This window comes from Parabacteroides sp. AF27-14, from assembly GCF_003635425.1.
GTDB classification, from domain to species: Bacteria; Bacteroidota; Bacteroidia; order Bacteroidales; family Tannerellaceae; genus Parabacteroides; species Parabacteroides distasonis.
Genome location: NZ_QTLZ01000015.1, coordinates 24,573 through 42,202, shown reverse-complemented (window position 1 = coordinate 42,202; position 17,630 = coordinate 24,573). Strand labels below are relative to the sequence as shown.

The 17,630-nt window shown below is 45.8% G+C and carries 14 protein-coding genes; 4 read left to right on the top strand and 10 right to left on the bottom strand.

The annotated features are described in order from the left end of the window. Positions 1 to 5: 5 nt before the first annotated feature. Positions 6 to 1,325, bottom strand: a complete 1,320-nt coding sequence (locus DWY79_RS14915) for a DUF4493 domain-containing protein (RefSeq protein WP_122369609.1) — start codon at positions 1,323 to 1,325, stop codon at positions 6 to 8. A 13-nt stretch (positions 1,326 to 1,338) separates the two neighbouring features. Beyond that, positions 1,339 to 2,142, bottom strand: a complete 804-nt coding sequence (locus tag DWY79_RS14910) for a DUF4493 domain-containing protein (RefSeq protein ID WP_122297607.1) — start codon at positions 2,140 to 2,142, stop codon at positions 1,339 to 1,341. A 415-nt stretch (positions 2,143 to 2,557) separates the two neighbouring features. Here DWY79_RS14910 and DWY79_RS22600 point away from each other — a divergent pair, with 415 nt between their 5' ends. Both DWY79_RS22600 and DWY79_RS14905 read left to right on the top strand, forming a co-directional pair. Beyond that, a complete protein-coding gene (locus DWY79_RS22600; protein ID WP_154396225.1) occupies positions 2,558 to 2,734 on the top strand; it encodes a hypothetical protein in 177 nt (58 codons plus the stop codon). A 276-nt stretch (positions 2,735 to 3,010) separates the two neighbouring features. Next, positions 3,011 to 3,859, top strand: coding sequence for an AraC family transcriptional regulator (locus DWY79_RS14905; RefSeq protein WP_008774338.1), 849 nt, complete (start codon positions 3,011 to 3,013; stop codon positions 3,857 to 3,859). Positions 3,860 to 3,867: 8 nt separating this feature from the next. On the opposite strand, the gene DWY79_RS14900 is transcribed toward DWY79_RS14905, so the two are convergent. The 8 genes from DWY79_RS14900 to DWY79_RS14865 all read right to left on the bottom strand — a co-directional run bounded on the left by DWY79_RS14900 (position 3,868) and on the right by DWY79_RS14865 (position 15,618). Then, the gene (locus DWY79_RS14900) at positions 3,868 to 5,406 is read right to left on the bottom strand and encodes a YifB family Mg chelatase-like AAA ATPase (protein WP_009276655.1); all 1,539 of its coding nucleotides are present in this window, start codon (positions 5,404 to 5,406) and stop codon (positions 3,868 to 3,870) included. A 60-nt stretch (positions 5,407 to 5,466) separates the two neighbouring features. Continuing rightward, on the bottom strand, positions 5,467 to 6,567 hold the full coding sequence (locus tag DWY79_RS14895) for a TlpA disulfide reductase family protein (RefSeq protein WP_005860735.1): 1,101 nt from the start codon (positions 6,565 to 6,567) through the stop codon (positions 5,467 to 5,469). 189 nt (positions 6,568 to 6,756) lie between these two features. After that, positions 6,757 to 8,364 (bottom strand): phosphoenolpyruvate carboxykinase (ATP), encoded by a 1,608-nt coding sequence (pckA, locus tag DWY79_RS14890; protein WP_005860732.1) that lies wholly within the window; start codon positions 8,362 to 8,364, stop codon positions 6,757 to 6,759. A gap of 414 nt (positions 8,365 to 8,778) precedes the next feature. Beyond that, entirely contained in the window at positions 8,779 to 9,795 is a 1,017-nt protein-coding gene (locus DWY79_RS14885) for a 2-oxoacid:ferredoxin oxidoreductase subunit beta (RefSeq protein WP_005864059.1), read from the bottom strand. Positions 9,796 to 9,798: 3 nt separating this feature from the next. Continuing rightward, complete coding sequence (locus DWY79_RS14880; protein ID WP_048928484.1) at positions 9,799 to 11,652, bottom strand: 2-oxoacid:acceptor oxidoreductase subunit alpha; 1,854 nt, start codon at positions 11,650 to 11,652, stop codon at positions 9,799 to 9,801. A gap of 88 nt (positions 11,653 to 11,740) precedes the next feature. Then, complete coding sequence (locus DWY79_RS14875; protein ID WP_005860726.1) at positions 11,741 to 12,952, bottom strand: alanine dehydrogenase; 1,212 nt, start codon at positions 12,950 to 12,952, stop codon at positions 11,741 to 11,743. 3 nt (positions 12,953 to 12,955) lie between these two features. Next, a complete protein-coding gene (locus DWY79_RS14870; RefSeq protein ID WP_005860724.1) occupies positions 12,956 to 13,477 on the bottom strand; it encodes a shikimate kinase in 522 nt (173 codons plus the stop codon). Positions 13,478 to 13,557: 80 nt separating this feature from the next. Further along, the gene (locus DWY79_RS14865; protein ID WP_122369607.1) at positions 13,558 to 15,618 is read right to left on the bottom strand and encodes a hypothetical protein; all 2,061 of its coding nucleotides are present in this window, start codon (positions 15,616 to 15,618) and stop codon (positions 13,558 to 13,560) included. 105 nt (positions 15,619 to 15,723) lie between these two features. Between DWY79_RS14865 and DWY79_RS14860 the strand changes: the two genes are divergently transcribed. Both DWY79_RS14860 and DWY79_RS14855 read left to right on the top strand, forming a co-directional pair. Beyond that, positions 15,724 to 16,905 carry a glycosyltransferase family 87 protein gene (locus DWY79_RS14860; RefSeq protein WP_122369605.1) on the top strand — a complete coding sequence of 394 codons (1,182 nt, stop codon included), beginning with the start codon at positions 15,724 to 15,726 and terminating at the stop codon, positions 16,903 to 16,905. A gap of 5 nt (positions 16,906 to 16,910) precedes the next feature. Further along, the gene (locus DWY79_RS14855) at positions 16,911 to 17,627 is read left to right on the top strand and encodes a glycosyltransferase family 2 protein (RefSeq protein WP_005864051.1); all 717 of its coding nucleotides are present in this window, start codon (positions 16,911 to 16,913) and stop codon (positions 17,625 to 17,627) included. The last annotated feature ends 3 nt before the right edge of the window (positions 17,628 to 17,630 follow it).

The window sequence follows — 17,630 nt, the reverse complement described above, 5'->3', positions numbered from 1 at the left end:
AGATATTATTCTGTTATAAACACCTTAAATACATTAGACTTACTTTCATTATTACCATCAACCACAGTAATATGGAATTCATGCCCCTTTCCCATGTCAGTCACTCCAGAAGTATTCAATAATGAAAAAAATGTATCTATAGGAAACTCGTACAACGTATCTGTTGATTTCGGAGCTTTAACCTCCGGATAATTTAAAGAAGTAAATAATGCTTCTACAGTCTTACCTTGTGATACCAAATCTACGCCAGTCAAAAAATCTAAACCTATTGAATTTGCCAACTCTAAAGCCTCCGGTAAAAGCTCATTCCCCGCAACAATCTTAACAGTCATACTTTTTATTTTACTGGGAGCTAACACCTTAGCCACAGCTTTAGGAAATTCCGCATCCTTTATTGAATAAGTTATATCCTCCGGCAAATTCAGCACCAAATCACCATCCCCTCCCGGAGTCGGGTCTGGGTCCGGCTTTGGATCCGGAGTCTGATTCTTATCATTCACCTCGATCTTCACCTCCGTATCCGAGTTGGCGAAAAGGACATTCACCGTAACATCGATACCGATCGTACCACTCGTTGGTGCGTCCGGAGCCTTCGGCTTCAAAGTGATAAGCAACGCATCACCACCCATGAAATTAGCACCATCATTCTCATCATATCCACTCTCCGCATCTTTCTTGTAATAAGGCTGGGAAAAAGTAACCGCATTCCCCGTAACAGTAGTCGCACGAATATTCAACGTAACAAATTCAGCTCCGTTCTCCTCGAAAGCATAATAACCGGCCTTGGGAGATGTACCTACCCTATTATCGTGGCTAATACTATACGCTATATCAGAGCCATCGTCCAAGGTAATCGTCCATGATTCAAACGCAGCCAGGAATTCCGGTGTATAGGTCAATTGGATCCGGCTGTTTCGCATCTTGCACTGCACGTTAGCCTGCGTATCCTTACCATTCTCGATCAACAAGTCCTTGTTGCCCATGTAATAAGGATAATCCATCTGCTTCTCCAATTCGCCCGGCGTATGCGAAACCACATTATACGTACCCACCGACAACTCAATAGAGGCGGGCAAATCGCTCACTCGATCATAATTCTTCGTATCACCCTTCACCTCTTCGCTCACGCCCACTATACTCACTACAAAATCATCCGTAGCGACCGCAGCCTTCGTCTGTACCTTCGGGGCAATCGCCTCTACCGACAAACGCAACAAACCAGACTCCTGCGAGTCCTTCTTACCCAAGATCTCTTCCCGCATCTCGCAAGAAGCCAAGCCCACCAACAAGCAAAGGGCCATTCCTATATGATTAAATACTTTCATTTCCTTTTATTATTTATTTCCAATTTGGGGGAATTATAATATCGATCGGCTCGTCTACCGTTGTCTCATCAATCGTGATCTCCAAGCCCAGCTGACCGTGGTTATAATTAGGTTTCACCTTCAATGTCCAACCTTGGTTCGGACTTAACGTCTTTGTCTGGACGATCGTAGCTTCCTTGGTCTCATACTCCACCTTTGGAGTCAAGGAGATCGTAGCCTTGACCGTCTCACCCGTCTTATCAACCTTTAGATACCAAGGTTCCGTATCATCCTTCACCCACGTAGCCGTTGTAGCTCCATTCAACGCCTTGGTATCATATACCACCTTATAATCGCTGAAATAGGTCGCCATCGTCGCATCGAAATCCACTTGCACTTTGGCGCAAGTAGGCACACACTCCACGGAGACCAGCTTGTCCAGATCGCCACCTTTCACGCCAAACGCTTTCTCTCCATACACATAAAACTCGTTCCGGGAAGCCACTTGCTCATTGCCGTAAAAAGCTTTAAGCATATATGCGCCTTCCTCCAACTCTATCGAAACTGGCCGGTCCTTAAACAAGTACTCACCCTTAATATTATCGCCCGAAAGGATCCGCAACGTATATTCATTTTTATCTTTATAGGCAGCCTCATCCACCGCCTTCGTTTTGGAACCGGAGGCGAATCCCGGCTGCGCATTCAGTTCGAGCGTGATCGTCCCCGTCCCTTTCGCCACAGGCACTCCACCCAACTCCTCCTGTTGGCAAGAGACCAGCGACAGGCATCCACCCAGCAGGCAGGCCATCCCCCAACTCGTAAACTTCATCTTTCTCATATCAATACTTTAAATACTATTCACACCTATTAGAATAAGGATATTCAAACCCAAATTCAACTGCAAAAGAACAACATCCCAACAACACGTACAAGGTCTGTTTATATGATTACCTATTCTTTTTTTTAGATTTCGCTTCTCACTACCACACATACAGAAGTGTTTAAGAGAATCACTATGTCCGATTTTTGCAAGCCGATGTTCTCTTTTTCAAATAGCACAAAGCGACAAGCCATCGCCCCCAACGTGGAAGAAAGATCGTTGCAAAATGACAATTTGTAATCTTAACTCCCGAAGAATCGATTATTCCGGGCAAAAGTACGTGCCGCTCCCAAATTTTCAAGAAAAAAACCGCAATCCACTGCTTAACAGCCCTATAGCCCAAAACGGCCTTTTATTCTAGCGAAAACAATTCATGCTAATTCATATTCGAAGCGTAAAAAAGGGAGATCCGGGGGCAAGAATCGGGTTATACCAGTATACGAATGACCATTCACGACTACTCACGATCCAGTTCTCGGCTACTTACGATGCCCAACGGCAGTATCGGCGTTGCCCAACGACACCTATCGTGCGTACTTTCGCCGCCTAAAAGGTATCCAAAACACGGTTTTCTCACAAAAAAGGCCGATTATTACCTGTGTACTCCCGCTATTTTTGGAAGCCTAGAAAACAGTCTTGTCACGATATGCGGAACCTTTTGATCAAAACGTCACAAAAGAAAGAATTCCGATAACAAATGTGCTTTCCGGCAAAAGTGGAGCTCAATCCTACCAAGTACAAGAAATATTCTGCGAAAAGACACGACAAGTCTTTGAAAATATCTACTTTTGCCAAGTATTCATGCTTAAGGAATGATAAGAGAGACATGGAAAAAGACATCCCTAAAATAGACCTGCCCCAAGATTGGGTCATCGGGAAGCTCACGGCCGGAGATATTGGATTGCTGAACCTCTACGCCAATTATCCCTGCCGGCTGAAAGCGGGGATCTTCGTGCTCTGTCTGGGAGGAGAGGTGGAGGCTTCTATCAACTTGACGCAGTTCAAGGTAGAACCAGGAAGTTTTATCACGATCTTACCGGGTAGCATTTTCCAGATTCATAAGGTAGATGGAGATCTGCAAATCTATTTCATGGGATTCTCGTCCGATTTCCTTAGTAAGGCAAGCGCAAGTAAATCGGGTATAGATATGCACTATATCGTGAAAGAAAATCCGATCTATCAACCGAAAGAAAAAGCACTACCTCTGTTGAAAGATTATTTCGAGTTGCTGATCAAGACGTACGATATTTGTGGCTCCCAATTGAACAGGAATGTTATCAATCATCTGTTTGGCGGTATATTAATGGGGGTTAGCTCCATGTATAAAGATCAAATGACAGACAAGGCAAATCTCTCTAAAGCAGAGCAAATCAGCAAGAACTTCACACAACTAGTAATGCAAAACTACACCATGCAACGATCCGTTGCATGGTATGCCAAGCGGCTTGGCATCACACAAGCGCATCTAAGCAGCATTATCAAACAAACCACCGGAAAAACTTGCGTGGAGATCATCACCTCCATGGTAATCATGGACGCAAAGGCTCAGCTGAAATCAACAAACCTTTCCATACACGACATAGCCTATGCGCTTAATTTCACGAATATGTCTTTTTTCGGGAAATACTTCAAGCGCCACGTGGGTATGAGCCCGCAGGAATATCGGAATAGTTAAGTTGATACTCACATCCCCCAATTCTCCCTATCCAAACTCCTATACTGTATCGCCTCCGCCAAATGCCGAACTTCGATATGTTCCGAATTATCCAAGTCCGCTATCGTGCGGGAGACTTTCAGGATACGGTCATAGGCACGAGCGGAGAGGCAGAGACGTTGCATGGCGGTTTTGAGGATGGAGAGGCCGGAAGCGTCGGGAACGGCGTACTGATGGAGTAGCTTGGAGTTCATCTGGGCGTTGCAATAAATACCCTCATAAGCGGCAAAACGCCTTTCCTGGATCGCACGGGCTTTTATGACCCGCTCACGGATAGCGATACTAGGCTCTGAGGGCTGTTGCTCGGAAATCTTCTCGAAAGGGACAGGGACAATCTCTATCTGGATATCGATACGGTCCAATAAAGGGCCGGAAATGCGGTTCATATATTTCTGGACGGCTCCGGGAGAACAGAGGCAAGGACGGTCCGGATGGTTGTAGTAGCCGCAGGGACAAGGATTCATGGAGGCCACAAGCATAAAGCCGGCCGGATATTCCACCGTGAAACGGGCACGGGAGATATTGATCACTCGATCTTCCAATGGCTGCCGCATGACTTCCAAGACACTCCTGTTAAATTCCGGCAACTCATCCAAAAAAAGGACACCATTATGAGCCAAGCTGATCTCTCCCGGCTGCGGGAAAGTGCCACCTCCTACCATAGCGACATTAGAGATCGTATGATGGGGAGAGCGAAAAGGACGTTGTACCATCAAGGAGGTGCCACCTCCTATCTTACCGGCTACGGAATGGATTTTAGTTGTTTCCAAGGACTCATGCAAGGTAAAAGGGGGCAAGATCGTGGGGAGACGCTTCGCCAACATGGACTTGCCACTTCCGGGAGGGCCTACCATGATCAGATTATGTCCGCCGGCTGCGGCCACCTCCATCGCACGCTTCACGTTCTCTTGTCCCCGGACATCGGAGAAATCGCAATCAAACAATTGCTGGCGGTCGTAAAACTCCTTACGGGTATCAATAACCGTAGGCCGCAATGTAGGTTTACCCTCCATAAACTCCAGCACCTCTTTGATATTCGAAGCTCCATACACTTCCAGATCGTTCACCACCGCAGCCTCACAAGCGTTTTGCTTGGGTAAGATAAAGCCCTTAAAGCCTTCTTCCCTAGCCTTGATAGCAATAGGCAATGCCCCTTTTATCGGTTGGAGGCTCCCGTCCATAGAAAGCTCGCCCATCAATACGAATTTGGATAAGTTGGATGAATCTATCTGCTCTGCCGCCGCCAGAATACCGATCGCCAAAGGCAGATCATAAGAAGACCCTTCCTTACGGATATCTGCGGGAGCCATATTAATAACGATACGATTACGGGGGAATTTATAACCACATACTTGAAGAGCCGAGATAATGCGTTCATGGCTCTCACGAACAGCCACGTCCGGAAGACCGACTAAAAAGAATTGGATACCTTTGGAACAGTTCACTTCTACGGTAACGACCGTAGCGGAAATCCCCTGCACGGCAGCGGCATAAGATTTTACTAACATAGTTAAGAATTTTGAGTTACTAATTACAAATTAAAACCGGAATCTCCTGTTTTCAATCGCTCAGTCTTCGAACAAGTTCTCCAGTGTTTGCTTGATCTCGATTCCATTCTCTGTTTTCATCAAGATCTTATGATCCTCATCTATCAAGAAACAGCGTGGCAATACGCTTACGTTATACAGATCTATCAACATAGCCGCTTGTCCGGCCGAATCTGTTACCAGGTTCCACGCTATACTATCCTTCTTCAGTACATCCCGGACATTATCCGGATTATCGTCCAAGCTAACCAAAAGAATATCCAACTGATCTTTCGGATATTTCATCGCTACCTTATCCAGATATAGATCCTCTGTCTGGCACATATCACACCAAGGAGCGGTAAACGTCAGTAATAAATACTTCTGCGGGAAAGAATCCAAACTTACCGTATTCCCATAAATATTCCTTACGGAGAAATCTGGGGCTTCCGCACCCAAAGCCGTACGTTTCGCACGGGCGCTATATTGCTCCAGCTCCTTTACCAGATAAAAGTCTTTCAACCTTGGATTCAATAACGCCAACAACTCATCAATTTTACGAGTATCATCGGGATCTGAGAAAAAAGATTGAATCAAGACAACGGATGCCTCTTCATTCGGGTTCTCTTTCACGTACCGGATCGCTTCCTCGCTCAATTGCATATTAACATTCGCCAAACGAGCGGCGATATCCGTCTCCTCGATCGTATCGTTCAAATCCTTGCTATTTAAAGAATTTGATAAATTTGTCAATTCCGTCAATAAAGGAGCGATTTTCTTCTTAAAAGCGGTCAACTTATCATTTGTCCGTCCCCCCTTTACCTGCAATAGCAATGGAGAGTTAGCGTCGCCCGTGATTTTCACGGTTTCTCCCGGTTCCAGATAAGCCGTAACCCAATGCTCTTTATCCGCAAAGAAGATAGTCACACAATGGAAACCCGCTTCATTTTGATCGATCTGGAACTGCCCGGGTTTCGTACAAGCCACTGTATCAACCACTTTATAATTATCCTTCTCAAATACAGCATATACGGTTTGATCTTCCAGATTAGAAAGTTCCCCTTCAATCCGATAGACATAATCCTTGCCACAAGATGACAAACAAATTATAAAGCCAATAATAAGTGCCAGTTTTTTTATCATTACTCCTTTTTAAGCTCTTCTTATAACAGATAATCCGGTCTAAAGGTAGGAATATTTTTTAAAACTACTTCACATTTATAATAAAATTAACGCAGTTATCATAAAAAAAGCGCAGAATTAGTAATTCCACGCTTTTTTATAAAGATATTTTTAAACCTTGACCTTTTTTGATCAAGGTTTTTTAAGCAATTATAACTGAGGACCAGCAGCAACCAATGCCTTACCAGCTTCGTTGCCCGTGAACTTAGCGAAGTTCTTCTGGAAGCGAGCAGCCAAATCCTTCGCTTTCTCATCCCATTGAGCAGGATCAGCATAGGTATCGCGAGGATCTAAGATCTTCGGATCTACGCCCGGTAATGCAGTCGGAACCTCGAAGTCGAAATACGGGATCTTCTTTGTCGGAGCCTCGTTGATAGAACCATCAAGGATAGCGTCGATGATACCTCTTGTATCTTTGATAGAGATACGTTTGCCGCTACCGTTCCAACCGGTGTTCACCAAGTAAGCCTTAGCGCCAGTCATTTCCATCTTCTTAACCAACTCTTCGCCGTATTTTGTCGGGTGCAATGACAAGAAAGCAGCACCGAAACAAGCGGAGAATGTAGGAGTCGGTTCCGTGATACCACGCTCTGTACCTGCTAATTTAGCGGTAAATCCAGACAAGAAGTAGTATTGAGTTTGCTCCGGAGTCAAGATAGATACTGGAGGCAATACACCGAATGCGTCAGCAGACAAGAAGATAACTTGTTTTGCGTGCGGGCCTTTAGAAACCGGCTTAACGATGTTCTCGATGTGATAGATCGGATAAGAAACACGAGTGTTCTCTGTAACTGACTTATCAGCGAAATCGATCTTACCATCAGCGGCAACTGTTACGTTCTCAAGAAGAGCATCACGTTTGATAGCGTTGTAGATATCCGGCTCGCTCTCTTTATCCAAGTTGATAACCTTAGCGTAGCAACCACCCTCGTAGTTGAATACACCTTCGTTATCCCATCCGTGCTCATCGTCACCGATCAACAAACGTTTCGGGTCCGTAGACAAAGTAGTCTTACCAGTACCAGACAAACCGAAGAAGATAGCTGAGCTCTTGCCCTCTTTATCCGTGTTAGCGGAGCAGTGCATAGAAGCGATACCACGCAACGGGTTCAAGTAGTTCATGATAGAGAAGATACCCTTCTTCATCTCACCACCGTACCAAGTATTCAAGATAACTTGCTCTTTAGTCTTCAAGTTGAAAACAGTAGCAGTCTCAGAGTTCAAGCCTAATTCTTTGTAGTTGTCAACTTTAGCCTTAGCTGCGTTGAAAGAAACGAAATCAGGTTCGCCGTAGTTAGCCAATTCCTCAGCTGTCGGACGGATGAACATATTAGTTACGAAGTGAGCTTGCCAAGCAACCTCCATGATGAAACGTACTTTCAAACGAGTAGCCTCGTTAGCGCCACAGAATGTATCGACAACGAACAAACGTTTGCCAGACAATTCTTTTACGGCTTTAGCCTTCAAGTCTGCCCAAGCAGCCTCAGAACAAGGCTTGTTATCATTCTTATATTCATCAGAAGTCCACCATACAGAATCTTCGCTGGCTTCATTCTTTACGAAAAATTTATCTTTAGGAGAACGACCTGTATAAATACCAGTCATCACGTTTACAGCACCTAGCTCAGTTACTTGGCCTTTCTCGAAGCCTTCCAAACTCGGTTTAGTTTCTTCTGCGAACAGAACATCATAAGACGGATTGTGAACGATTTCTTTCACATCAACAATTCCGTACTTGCTTAAATCTAAATTAGCCATCTTGAATTTAATTTAAATGATTGACTTTATATAACTTTTCTCTCTACTCTAGTTCGATACGGTGAGTCTTTCCGACCTTTTGGAGCTTGCTGCGACTCCACCTTGTTAACCGCGGTACAAAAGTAATATTTTTTTTTATCGTACACAGCTTATTAAGGAAATTTTTCAGTAATAATTACTCTTTTCCATGCAATTAACAAAACCCTTAGTCTATTTGTAATATGGAGTTTACAAATCATATACTTTTAGCTAGCATCTCAACTATTTCCGAAGTTGTCATCATAGGTATTCGCTTTTATTGTGACTGAAACAAAGATATATACTTTTTTCCGCACAAACAAATCCAGCGTATAAATATAAGAAAGGCGCAGGATAAATATCTTGCGCCTTCTCTTATATCCAATCAGAAATATATTACTTTACCTCCCAAATCTCACCTTTCATCAAAAGGTCGTGTAATTTACGTGTAGGATTCTTCGCTTGTACCTCCTCGATTTGCTGGTGGACAGCCTCATCATAGGTCGGTCCCTCCACATCTCGTATTACGCCTAACGCGATTGGCATATCACCGCTCATCATGGCAAGCATCATATGCAAGGTGTTATCCTTCTCATGGGCGTCGTGTACCAATACGTCATCCATCGTATAACCATCTTGTCCGATCGTTACGGATTTCAGTTTTAGGCCGTCTAGCACAAGGCCTTTATCCATGTTAGCGCCGTAAACCATTTTCTCGCCATGGCGAAGGAAAATCGTACGATCCGCACGGTATGCCTTATCAACGATCCCCTTATGGATACCATCATTAAAGATCACGCAGTTTACCAACACTTCCGTAACGGAAGCGCCTTTATGACGGGCGGAAGCCGTCAATACCTCGGTCGTATTCTTCAAATCCACATCGATCGAGCGGGCGAAGAAATTACCACGGGCACCCAATGCCAACTCAGCCGGCACAAACGGATCTTCCACCGTTCCATACGGAGAGCTCTTGGATACGAAACCACGGTCGGATGTCGGGGAATACTGCCCCTTCGTCAAACCATAGATCTTATTGTTGAAAAGAACGATATTCAAGTCGATATTACGACGGACAGCGTGGATAAAATGATTACCGCCGATAGCCAAGCAGTCGCCATCACCCGTAATCAACCATACGCTCAAGTCCGGGCGAGCCGTCTTTACGCCGGTAGCGATAGCCGCTCCACGACCATGGATCGTATGGAAGCCATACGTATTCATATAATAAGGTAAGCGGGAAGAACAGCCGATACCTGAGATAACTGCCATATTGTGAGGAGCCACTCCTACCTCGGCCATAGCCTTATGCAGGCAATTCAGTACCGCATGGTCGCCACAACCCGGGCACCAACGTACGTACTGGTCGCTTTTATAATCTTTCGGTTGAAATTTAGTTTCTTCTGTTGTCATCTTTTAAGCCTCCAATATTTTAGTGAATTCCTCAACTAATCTCGCAACGACAAAAGGTTGTCCCTTTACACGATTGAAGCGATACGGGTTAAATCCGGGTACCTTTCCACGTAAATAGTTAGCGAACTGGCCGTTATTTTGCTCAGCCACCACCACTTTCTTATACTTAGAAAGAACCTCAGCCGTATTCTTAGGCAGCGGGTTGATAAACTTGAAGTGAGCGAAAGCCACCTTCTTGCCATTCTCCTGCATCGTCTCCATCGCCTCGTAAAGGTGTCCGTAGGTTCCACCCCAACCAACGATCAATAAATCAGCGTCCTCATCTCCGATCACTTCCAGTTCGGGGATATAGTCGGCGATCTTATCGATCTTAGCCTGACGGGTCGTCACCATCTTCTGGTGGTTAGCCGGATCGGTAGAGATTGCGCTCGTCTCGTAGTCTTTCTCCAGACCGCCCAGACGATGAGCGAAACCTTCCGTTCCCGGAATCGCCCAGTAACGAACCAAGCTTTCCTTGTTACGACGATACGCCTTCCAAACTTTCTCGTCTTGATAATTAGCTACGTAATTCGGCTTAATCTCCGGATATTTATCCATTTCCGGAATTCTCCAAGCGGAAGAACCGTTAGCGATAAAGGCATCGGTCAACAAGATAACCGGAGTCATATGCTCCACGGCCAACTTACCCGCCCAAAATGCGGCATCAAAACAATCAGTCGGCGTAGAGGCCGCTATTACCACGGCAGGGCTCTCACCATTACGGCCATACAGAGCCTGCATCAAGTCCGTTTGCTCGCTCTTCGTCGGCAAGCCCGTAGAAGGACCGCCACGCTGAACATCGATAATCACCAAAGGCAACTCGGCGATTACAGCCAAACCGATCGCCTCGCTCTTCAAGGCAAGACCCGGTCCGGAAGTAGACGTAGCCGCCAAGCAACCGGCGAAACTAGCTCCGATAGAAGTACAGATACCGGCGATCTCATCCTCGGCCTGAACCGTGATAACGCCTAAATCCTTACGTTTAGATAATTCATGTAAAATATCAGTAGCCGGAGTGATCGGGTAACTACCCAAGAACAACTGCAAACCAGCTTTCTCGGCAGCGGCTATCAAACCATAGGAAGTAGCCTTATTACCATTCACGTCCGTATAGAATCCGGGCTCGGCTTTCTTACTCTCGATACGATACGTAGAAACCGAGGCATGGATATTATTACCATAATTATAACCGTCCGTCAAAGCCTTGATATTAGCTTGGGCGATAACCGGTTTCTTAGCGAACTTATTCTGCAACATGTGCATAGCCTCCTCCAGCGGACGCTCGAACAACCAGCAAACAAGTCCTAAGGCGAACATATTCTTACAGCGAAGAGCCGATTTATTGTCCAAGCCAAACTCAACCAATCCGTCTTTTACCATCGTAGAGATCGGAGCGGCAACAACCTGCACGCCAGTCAATCCCAGCTCAGTAAACGGATCATCGGTCGTAAACAAGGCCTTATCCAAATCACTTTTCTTGAAAGAGTCCGTGTCGATTAAAACAATCGCATTGGGTTTTAGGTGTTTTACGTTCACCTTTAGCGCGGCGGGATTCATGGCCACCAATACGTCGGCCTTATCACCGGGTGTGAAGATCTTGCGCGATCCCAAGTGCACTTGGAATCCAGATACACCACTTAGTGTTCCTTGTGGAGCACGTACTTCTGCCGGATAGTCTGGGAATGTAGAAATCTCGTTCCCGAAAACCGCGGACAGGTTTGAAAAGATTGTACCGGTTAACTGCATACCATCTCCCGAGTCTCCCGAGAAACGAATTACAACCTTCTCCAGCGTCTTAACTTTTGTCTGTTCTGCCATAATATACTTTATTAGCTTTATCGCTTATTGGTATTTAGATCGTCCGCAAAGTAAAGCATAAACTTTGCGAGTTCAAAACTTTTCCGCATCAAAAAGCAGAGAGGTATAGATCAAGATTATTAGATGATAGATTAAAATGATTAGACACATAACTATTCACTGTCTTCCCGTAATACATATATACTCCCGCCCTAAAGCCCTTATCCGATTTGATCATTCCTTGCACGGAACCGGCGTCGCCCAACGACAATAATAAAGGCACGAATATATTACTATAAGCCATCGAGGTAGTACGAGCCACCCGGTTGCTGATATTCAGTTTACAATAATGTAATACCCCATATTGCTCGAACACCGCGGGATCTTCCCTCGACAAGCAGCATGTCGTCTCAAAGCAACCGCCTTGGCTTACCCTCAGATCGATCACCAAAGCTCCCTTTTTCATCGTACGCACCAAGTCCGTAGCGATAATATAGCGATGTCTCGTATTAATATAACGCATCGCCCCGATCACCACGTCAGCGCTACGAAACGCGTTATGCAGCACATTCGGATGGAACGTGGAAGTAAAAAGCCCTTGCCCCAAGACCTGTTGTATTATACGCAATTTATTGATATCATCATCGAATACTTTCACGGATGCTCCCAAGGCCAATGCGGCACGCGCGGCCACGGTCCCGGCGTTTCCGGCCCCGATGATCACCACTTCCGTAGGGGATACGCCCGGGATACCGCCTAATAAGATCCCTTTACCTCCTTGGGTATTGCTCAACAGCTCGGAAGCGATCGTTATGGAAGCCGCCCCCTCGATCTCGGAAGTGACATTCAGCACCGGGAAACGATTATATTCATCCGCCATCAACTCATAAGAGATAGCGGTAATCCGTTTCGCCATCATCAACTCGAAAGCCTCTTGAGCGAATAAATTAAACTGCACCAATGAGAAAACGGTCGTGCGAGGTCTCATAAGCGCGATTTCCACCGGCAACGGAGGCAATATCTTCAAGATCAGATCCGCTTGGAAAACTTCCGCGGGCGTATCGACAATCTCCGCCCCCGCCTCCGAGAAATGATTATCGGAATAGTTGATGCCTAATCCGGCGCCACTTTCCACCAGCACCCGGTGACCGCAATCGGTCAGCATATCCACTGCCTCCGGAGTCAACGGCAAACGTTTTTCCGCCTCGCATCGTTCACGAGGAATACCGATAAGCAAACGGTTATTCACCTTGCTGATCTCTTTCAATAATTCCTGCGGGATATAGGCCCCCTGTGCCTGCCGGCCGTCGTTCGCTTCCATATGCTATAGGATTTTCATTAACGCGTTCGATATGTCATGTACATCAGATTCTGTTAACATCTTCTCGGCATCAAACGTTATGGACGCCTTCGTATAAAACGGATTCCTTTTCTCCAGACTCTCGGCGATAAACGCCCTCAGTTCCTCCCCGGAACGTCCTTTCAACACCGGACGGGTATGTTTGCACAACTCCAGACGCTTCGCCAGCTCCTCGACTGACACCTTTAAGTAAACCGTCGTGCCAGAAGCGTTCATAAACTCCATGTTATCGAAAAAGCAAGGAGCGCCTCCTCCCGTGGAGATCAGCACGTCCTCAAACTCAGCGACCTCGTGAAGCATATTCCGTTCTATCTCTCGGAAAGCCTCCTCCCCTCTCTCGGCGAATATCTGCGAAACGGCCTTATGATAACGCCCTTCGATATAGTAATCAAGATCTATGAACGAAAGACCGGCGAGCTTGGCAAGCTCTTTTCCCACCGTTGTCTTGCCCGCTCCCATATATCCGACCAAAAAAACACGTTTCATACGTTATTATAATAGTTTTCGCAAATGTAAACTTTTTCCGGGAACTCCATCTTCTTTATTCCTAAGAATCAATAAAAAAATCATAGGCCAATGGCTTTTACTGTCTGGGTCGCACGATCCACTACCAATAAAGTATGACGAGCACCGGCTATTTTCTCGGGATAGACCATCGAATCTGTAAAGTCCTGCAATAATTTTCCGTTCTTAGGGCTGATCTCCCATAGCTCCGACCGTTTATCATCGACACGAAGCGTAACAAACAAACGATCCCCTACAAACGCTATCGACTGGGGAGACTTTTCAAATCCCAATGTCACCAGATACGGCGCAAAGCCCGTGTCCCCTGCCCGAATGTCCGCAGGATCGAATAAATAGATCATATTTTTATTCTGGGCCGTCACATATAAAAAGCCATCATTTCGTGCCGCTACCGCATAAGTACCCATTGCCTCTTGTAAATTTACGCTACGGCTATATATAGGTACCCGAGCAGCGGAACCGGGCTGTACATCTTGCTCCAAGACAACTACCAGTTTCCGTTTATCCCGGATAAAGACAGCCCCTTGACTAGCCGTCACATCAAACGCATGAACGGTCTGATAACCACCCTCACCCCAAGTACCCGTACCGATACAAGTAATGAACTCATACGTTTCCGCATCAAACACATCCGTACGGCTTCCCGTATTCGTGACATATATTTTCCCATACGAGCGAGTCACGCCGTTTGGCTCCCCCGCAAAGGTCTCTTTCTTATCTCCGTTCATCCACTCAACCATACTTTTCACATGACGCACATTACCGGAAGATACATCAAAGACCTCCAAACTATAATGTCCCGGAGCGTCATTTGCTACATATAGCGTATTCCCATAAAGATGGACCGCTTTCGGATGAAAAGTTTCCACAGTGGCACCGGGAATATCCAAGACAGAAAGTGTAAATGAGAGAGGAGAACCCTCATCACCAGCCCTATCCGTCTCCATCGGAGCAAGCCCAAGCCCGCCATCTATGGCATCCAATTCCGGATCATCGATAATGTATTTCGAGGAAGTATACACGTTTTTATTCTCTACCAGATTCTTATTCCTCCGGGTATGCAAGAAACGGCGGGAATAAACCGGTAAATTCTTGCTCACGGAAAGCTGTGAGTAAACCTTCATACAAATTGTAGGGAAACCGCCTTCCGCCGGATAGTACGTCATATTCCCACTATGCCCATACCCCAAGCAGTGTGCCAGCTCATGATACGGCGTGTCAGAACCATTGGCATCGTCGGCATAATGGGTCAGATAGACATATTCACCTAGCCCAAAGGTATTTCCTCCACCCAGACCGACAACATTCACCACGCGTCCATAACACAACCCGCCATGATTCGTGATCTGTTTCTTCAACACATCTATATCCACGATTTGCTCGTTATTTATCAGCTTGCCACGCCACTTCTCCAGTTCCTCATCAAAAAGCGAGGAAGAAAACATCGCGGCCATATTCAAGGAAAGGGCAACCGCCTCACGAGCCAGATGTGGCCTAAAGTTGCCCCAGTTCGAACCAGAATATTTACCAAACCAAATATCCCACTTAGGTTTCACGTTTATCATTCCTTGATAGACCGGATCTCCACATTCAACCCGCAAACTTATATTCTCGGCCACGATATCCGGATGGGCATCTATGGTAACCTCCTCGCCGGAACGTGTATAATAAACCTTCGCCCGTTCTAGAAAAGGCAACTTCATTTTAAACTCCTGAAAAGGTAAAACCGTAGTAAACTCCGCAAACCGTACCTCATCCTCATAACCCTCAACCGTAGCCCAGACAATCACATTATGGATAGCTCTAGGAGAATAGAAACGAAGCATCAACTCCTTCTGCCCGGTAACTGACACCTGCAAAGGCTCATTCACCTTGAATTTTCGCTTTGACGAATCGAAAAGAACCTCGTCCGGTTCCTCATCCTGAAGGATGTAAGAAGTATTCGACGAATCATAATCCTCCTCCGCCATCCGTATCAAACCATATTTACTCGTTCCTCCACTATTACCCACATCATCTTCATCCGAACATCCAAGAACAAGAAAGCCTCCCATTACAAACAGAATTACACGAATGATCGTGTATCTCAACATTTCATTCATAAATAATCTCTTACCAGTTTTGGACGCAAAAATAGTATTTTTATTTAACTCGCATAAAAGTCACCGTTTTTATGTAATTTTGCCCCGTAGACAGATGTAGATTCGATGATGAAATTTATAGATAAGTTCAATACAATCATCCATAAGCCATTTTTCAGCAAATATAGTACCTTAATGGGGCTATGGGCATTGCTGGGGGTTATCGCATGGATTACCAAGTATTTCCCCGGGAAATATAATAACTTCTCGATCTTCAGGCAATCCTTTTGGCATACGTTGAATGAATTGCCGCTCTATGCCGCCTATCCGGAAGAATACAACGATATTTTTCACTACGGGCCGGTATTTAGCTTGGTCATCGCTCCATTCGCCGTTACACCGTTATGGTTGGGATTGCTTACTTGGTCGGTGGCACAGAGCCTTTTCTTATTCTGGGCGATCAAGATGCTGCCGGGGATCAAGCGGGAACGTATCTTTATCTATTGGTTCTGTGCCCACGAGTTGCTTACCTCGCTTTTCATGTCGCAATTCAATATCAGTATCGCCGCTATCATTGTCCTCGCTTACGTATTGATAGAGAAAGAGAAAGACGTATGGGCCGCTTTCGTGATCATGTTGGGTACCTTTACTAAATTGTATGGGATCACGGGATTGGCGTTCTTCTTTTTCTCTCGCCATAAGATGAAGTTCAGCCTATCTTGCGTAGGATGGGCGGTCGTCATGGTCGTAGCCCCGATGATATTGTCCGGGCCGGATTATATAATGTCCCAATATACCGGTTGGTTCGAGGACTTATCCGGAAAAAATTCGGAGAACTTATTCGCGCTCATGCAGAACATTTCCTTCTTGGGAATGGTTCGTAAGATATCGGGATCGGTCAGTTACTCGGACATTTATCTGATAATAGGGGGATTACTATTATTCGGCCTGCCTTATCTACGCATCAGTCAATATAAATATGAGGCTTTCCGGAAAACGTTATTGGCCTCGGTGTTGATGTTTGTCGTACTGTTCAGCACGGGTAGCGAGTCCAGTACCTATATCATAGCGTTTATCGGAGTCGCTATTTGGTATACGGCTGTACCGTGGAAACGTTCGACATTGGATATTGTCTTGATGGTCTTCGCCTTTATATTGACCAGCATGTCTCCGTCCGATCTTTTCCCGAAATACATACGAGTGCATTATGTATACCCGTATGCGTTAAAAGCGTTGCCTTGTATGCTGATCTGGCTAAAGCTGACATTTGAGATGTGTACGAGGAGTTATAATCCGGTAAAGGTATAAATGGAATGAACGCACGAGCAGACATAGATTTGGTATTACCTTGTTACAACCCGCCTTCGGGCTGGGAGGAACGAGTAGCCACCCATTTCCGCGAAGTGGAGCGATTATTCAGCCCGGTACGTTTCCACCTTTTTATTGTCAGTGATGGTTCGAGACGGGGATACGAGCCGGAAACGATCGACCGCCTCCGGCAATTGATACCGGATGTCTGCGTCGTGGACTATAAGCCCAACCGGGGAAAAGGATATGCCTTGCGAGAGGCGGTAAAGCGATGTACCTCTCCTTACATTATTTATACGGACTACGATTTTCCATATACAAACGACTCATTCGGCAGGATGGTCGAGGCGTTGCTAGGAGGAGCGGACGTAGTCGTGGCTACCCGCGGCAAAAGTTATCAGGATAATCTACCTCCTTTCCGGCAAATGTTATCCAAACTGTCCCACATATGCAATACATGGGTCTTGCGGATCAAGATCAAGGATACGCAAGGGGGCATGAAGGGATTCAGCCAAGCGGGACAGGCGATATTCCTGACGACCCGTATCAATAGCTTCCTATTCGATACGGAATTTATCTATAAGGCAAGTCGCCGGAAAGAGATAAACTTACGGACGATCAACGCGAACATCAAAGAAGGACTGGCGGTATCCGATATGGGATTCAAGGTCCTGCGGCGGGAAGCGTTGAACTTCTTATCCATCTTATTTCATAGAGATTAATTG

Bases quoted from the DNA above. Each gene is read 5' to 3' on its own strand.
- DWY79_RS14855 (WP_005864051.1), top strand. From the start codon at position 16,911: ATGAACGCACGAGCAGACATAGATTTGGTATTACCTTGTTACAACCCG.
- DWY79_RS14915 (WP_122369609.1), bottom strand. From the start codon at position 1,325: ATGAAAGTATTTAATCATATAGGAATGGCCCTTTGCTTGTTGGTGGGC.
- DWY79_RS14875 (WP_005860726.1), bottom strand. From the start codon at position 12,952: ATGGAAGCGAACGACGGCCGGCAGGCACAGGGGGCCTATATCCCGCAG.
- DWY79_RS14910 (WP_122297607.1), bottom strand. From the start codon at position 2,142: ATGAGAAAGATGAAGTTTACGAGTTGGGGGATGGCCTGCCTGCTGGGT.
- DWY79_RS14900 (WP_009276655.1), bottom strand. From the start codon at position 5,406: ATGTTAGTAAAATCTTATGCCGCTGCCGTGCAGGGGATTTCCGCTACG.
- DWY79_RS14885 (WP_005864059.1), bottom strand. From the start codon at position 9,795: ATGACAACAGAAGAAACTAAATTTCAACCGAAAGATTATAAAAGCGAC.
- DWY79_RS14870 (WP_005860724.1), bottom strand. From the start codon at position 13,477: ATGAAACGTGTTTTTTTGGTCGGATATATGGGAGCGGGCAAGACAACG.
- DWY79_RS14860 (WP_122369605.1), top strand. From the start codon at position 15,724: ATGATGAAATTTATAGATAAGTTCAATACAATCATCCATAAGCCATTT.
- DWY79_RS14905 (WP_008774338.1), top strand. From the start codon at position 3,011: ATGGAAAAAGACATCCCTAAAATAGACCTGCCCCAAGATTGGGTCATC.
- DWY79_RS14895 (WP_005860735.1), bottom strand. From the start codon at position 6,567: ATGATAAAAAAACTGGCACTTATTATTGGCTTTATAATTTGTTTGTCA.
- DWY79_RS22600 (WP_154396225.1), top strand. From the start codon at position 2,558: ATGCTAATTCATATTCGAAGCGTAAAAAAGGGAGATCCGGGGGCAAGA.
- pckA (WP_005860732.1), bottom strand. From the start codon at position 8,364: ATGGCTAATTTAGATTTAAGCAAGTACGGAATTGTTGATGTGAAAGAA.
- DWY79_RS14880 (WP_048928484.1), bottom strand. From the start codon at position 11,652: ATGGCAGAACAGACAAAAGTTAAGACGCTGGAGAAGGTTGTAATTCGT.
- DWY79_RS14865 (WP_122369607.1), bottom strand. From the start codon at position 15,618: ATGAATGAAATGTTGAGATACACGATCATTCGTGTAATTCTGTTTGTA.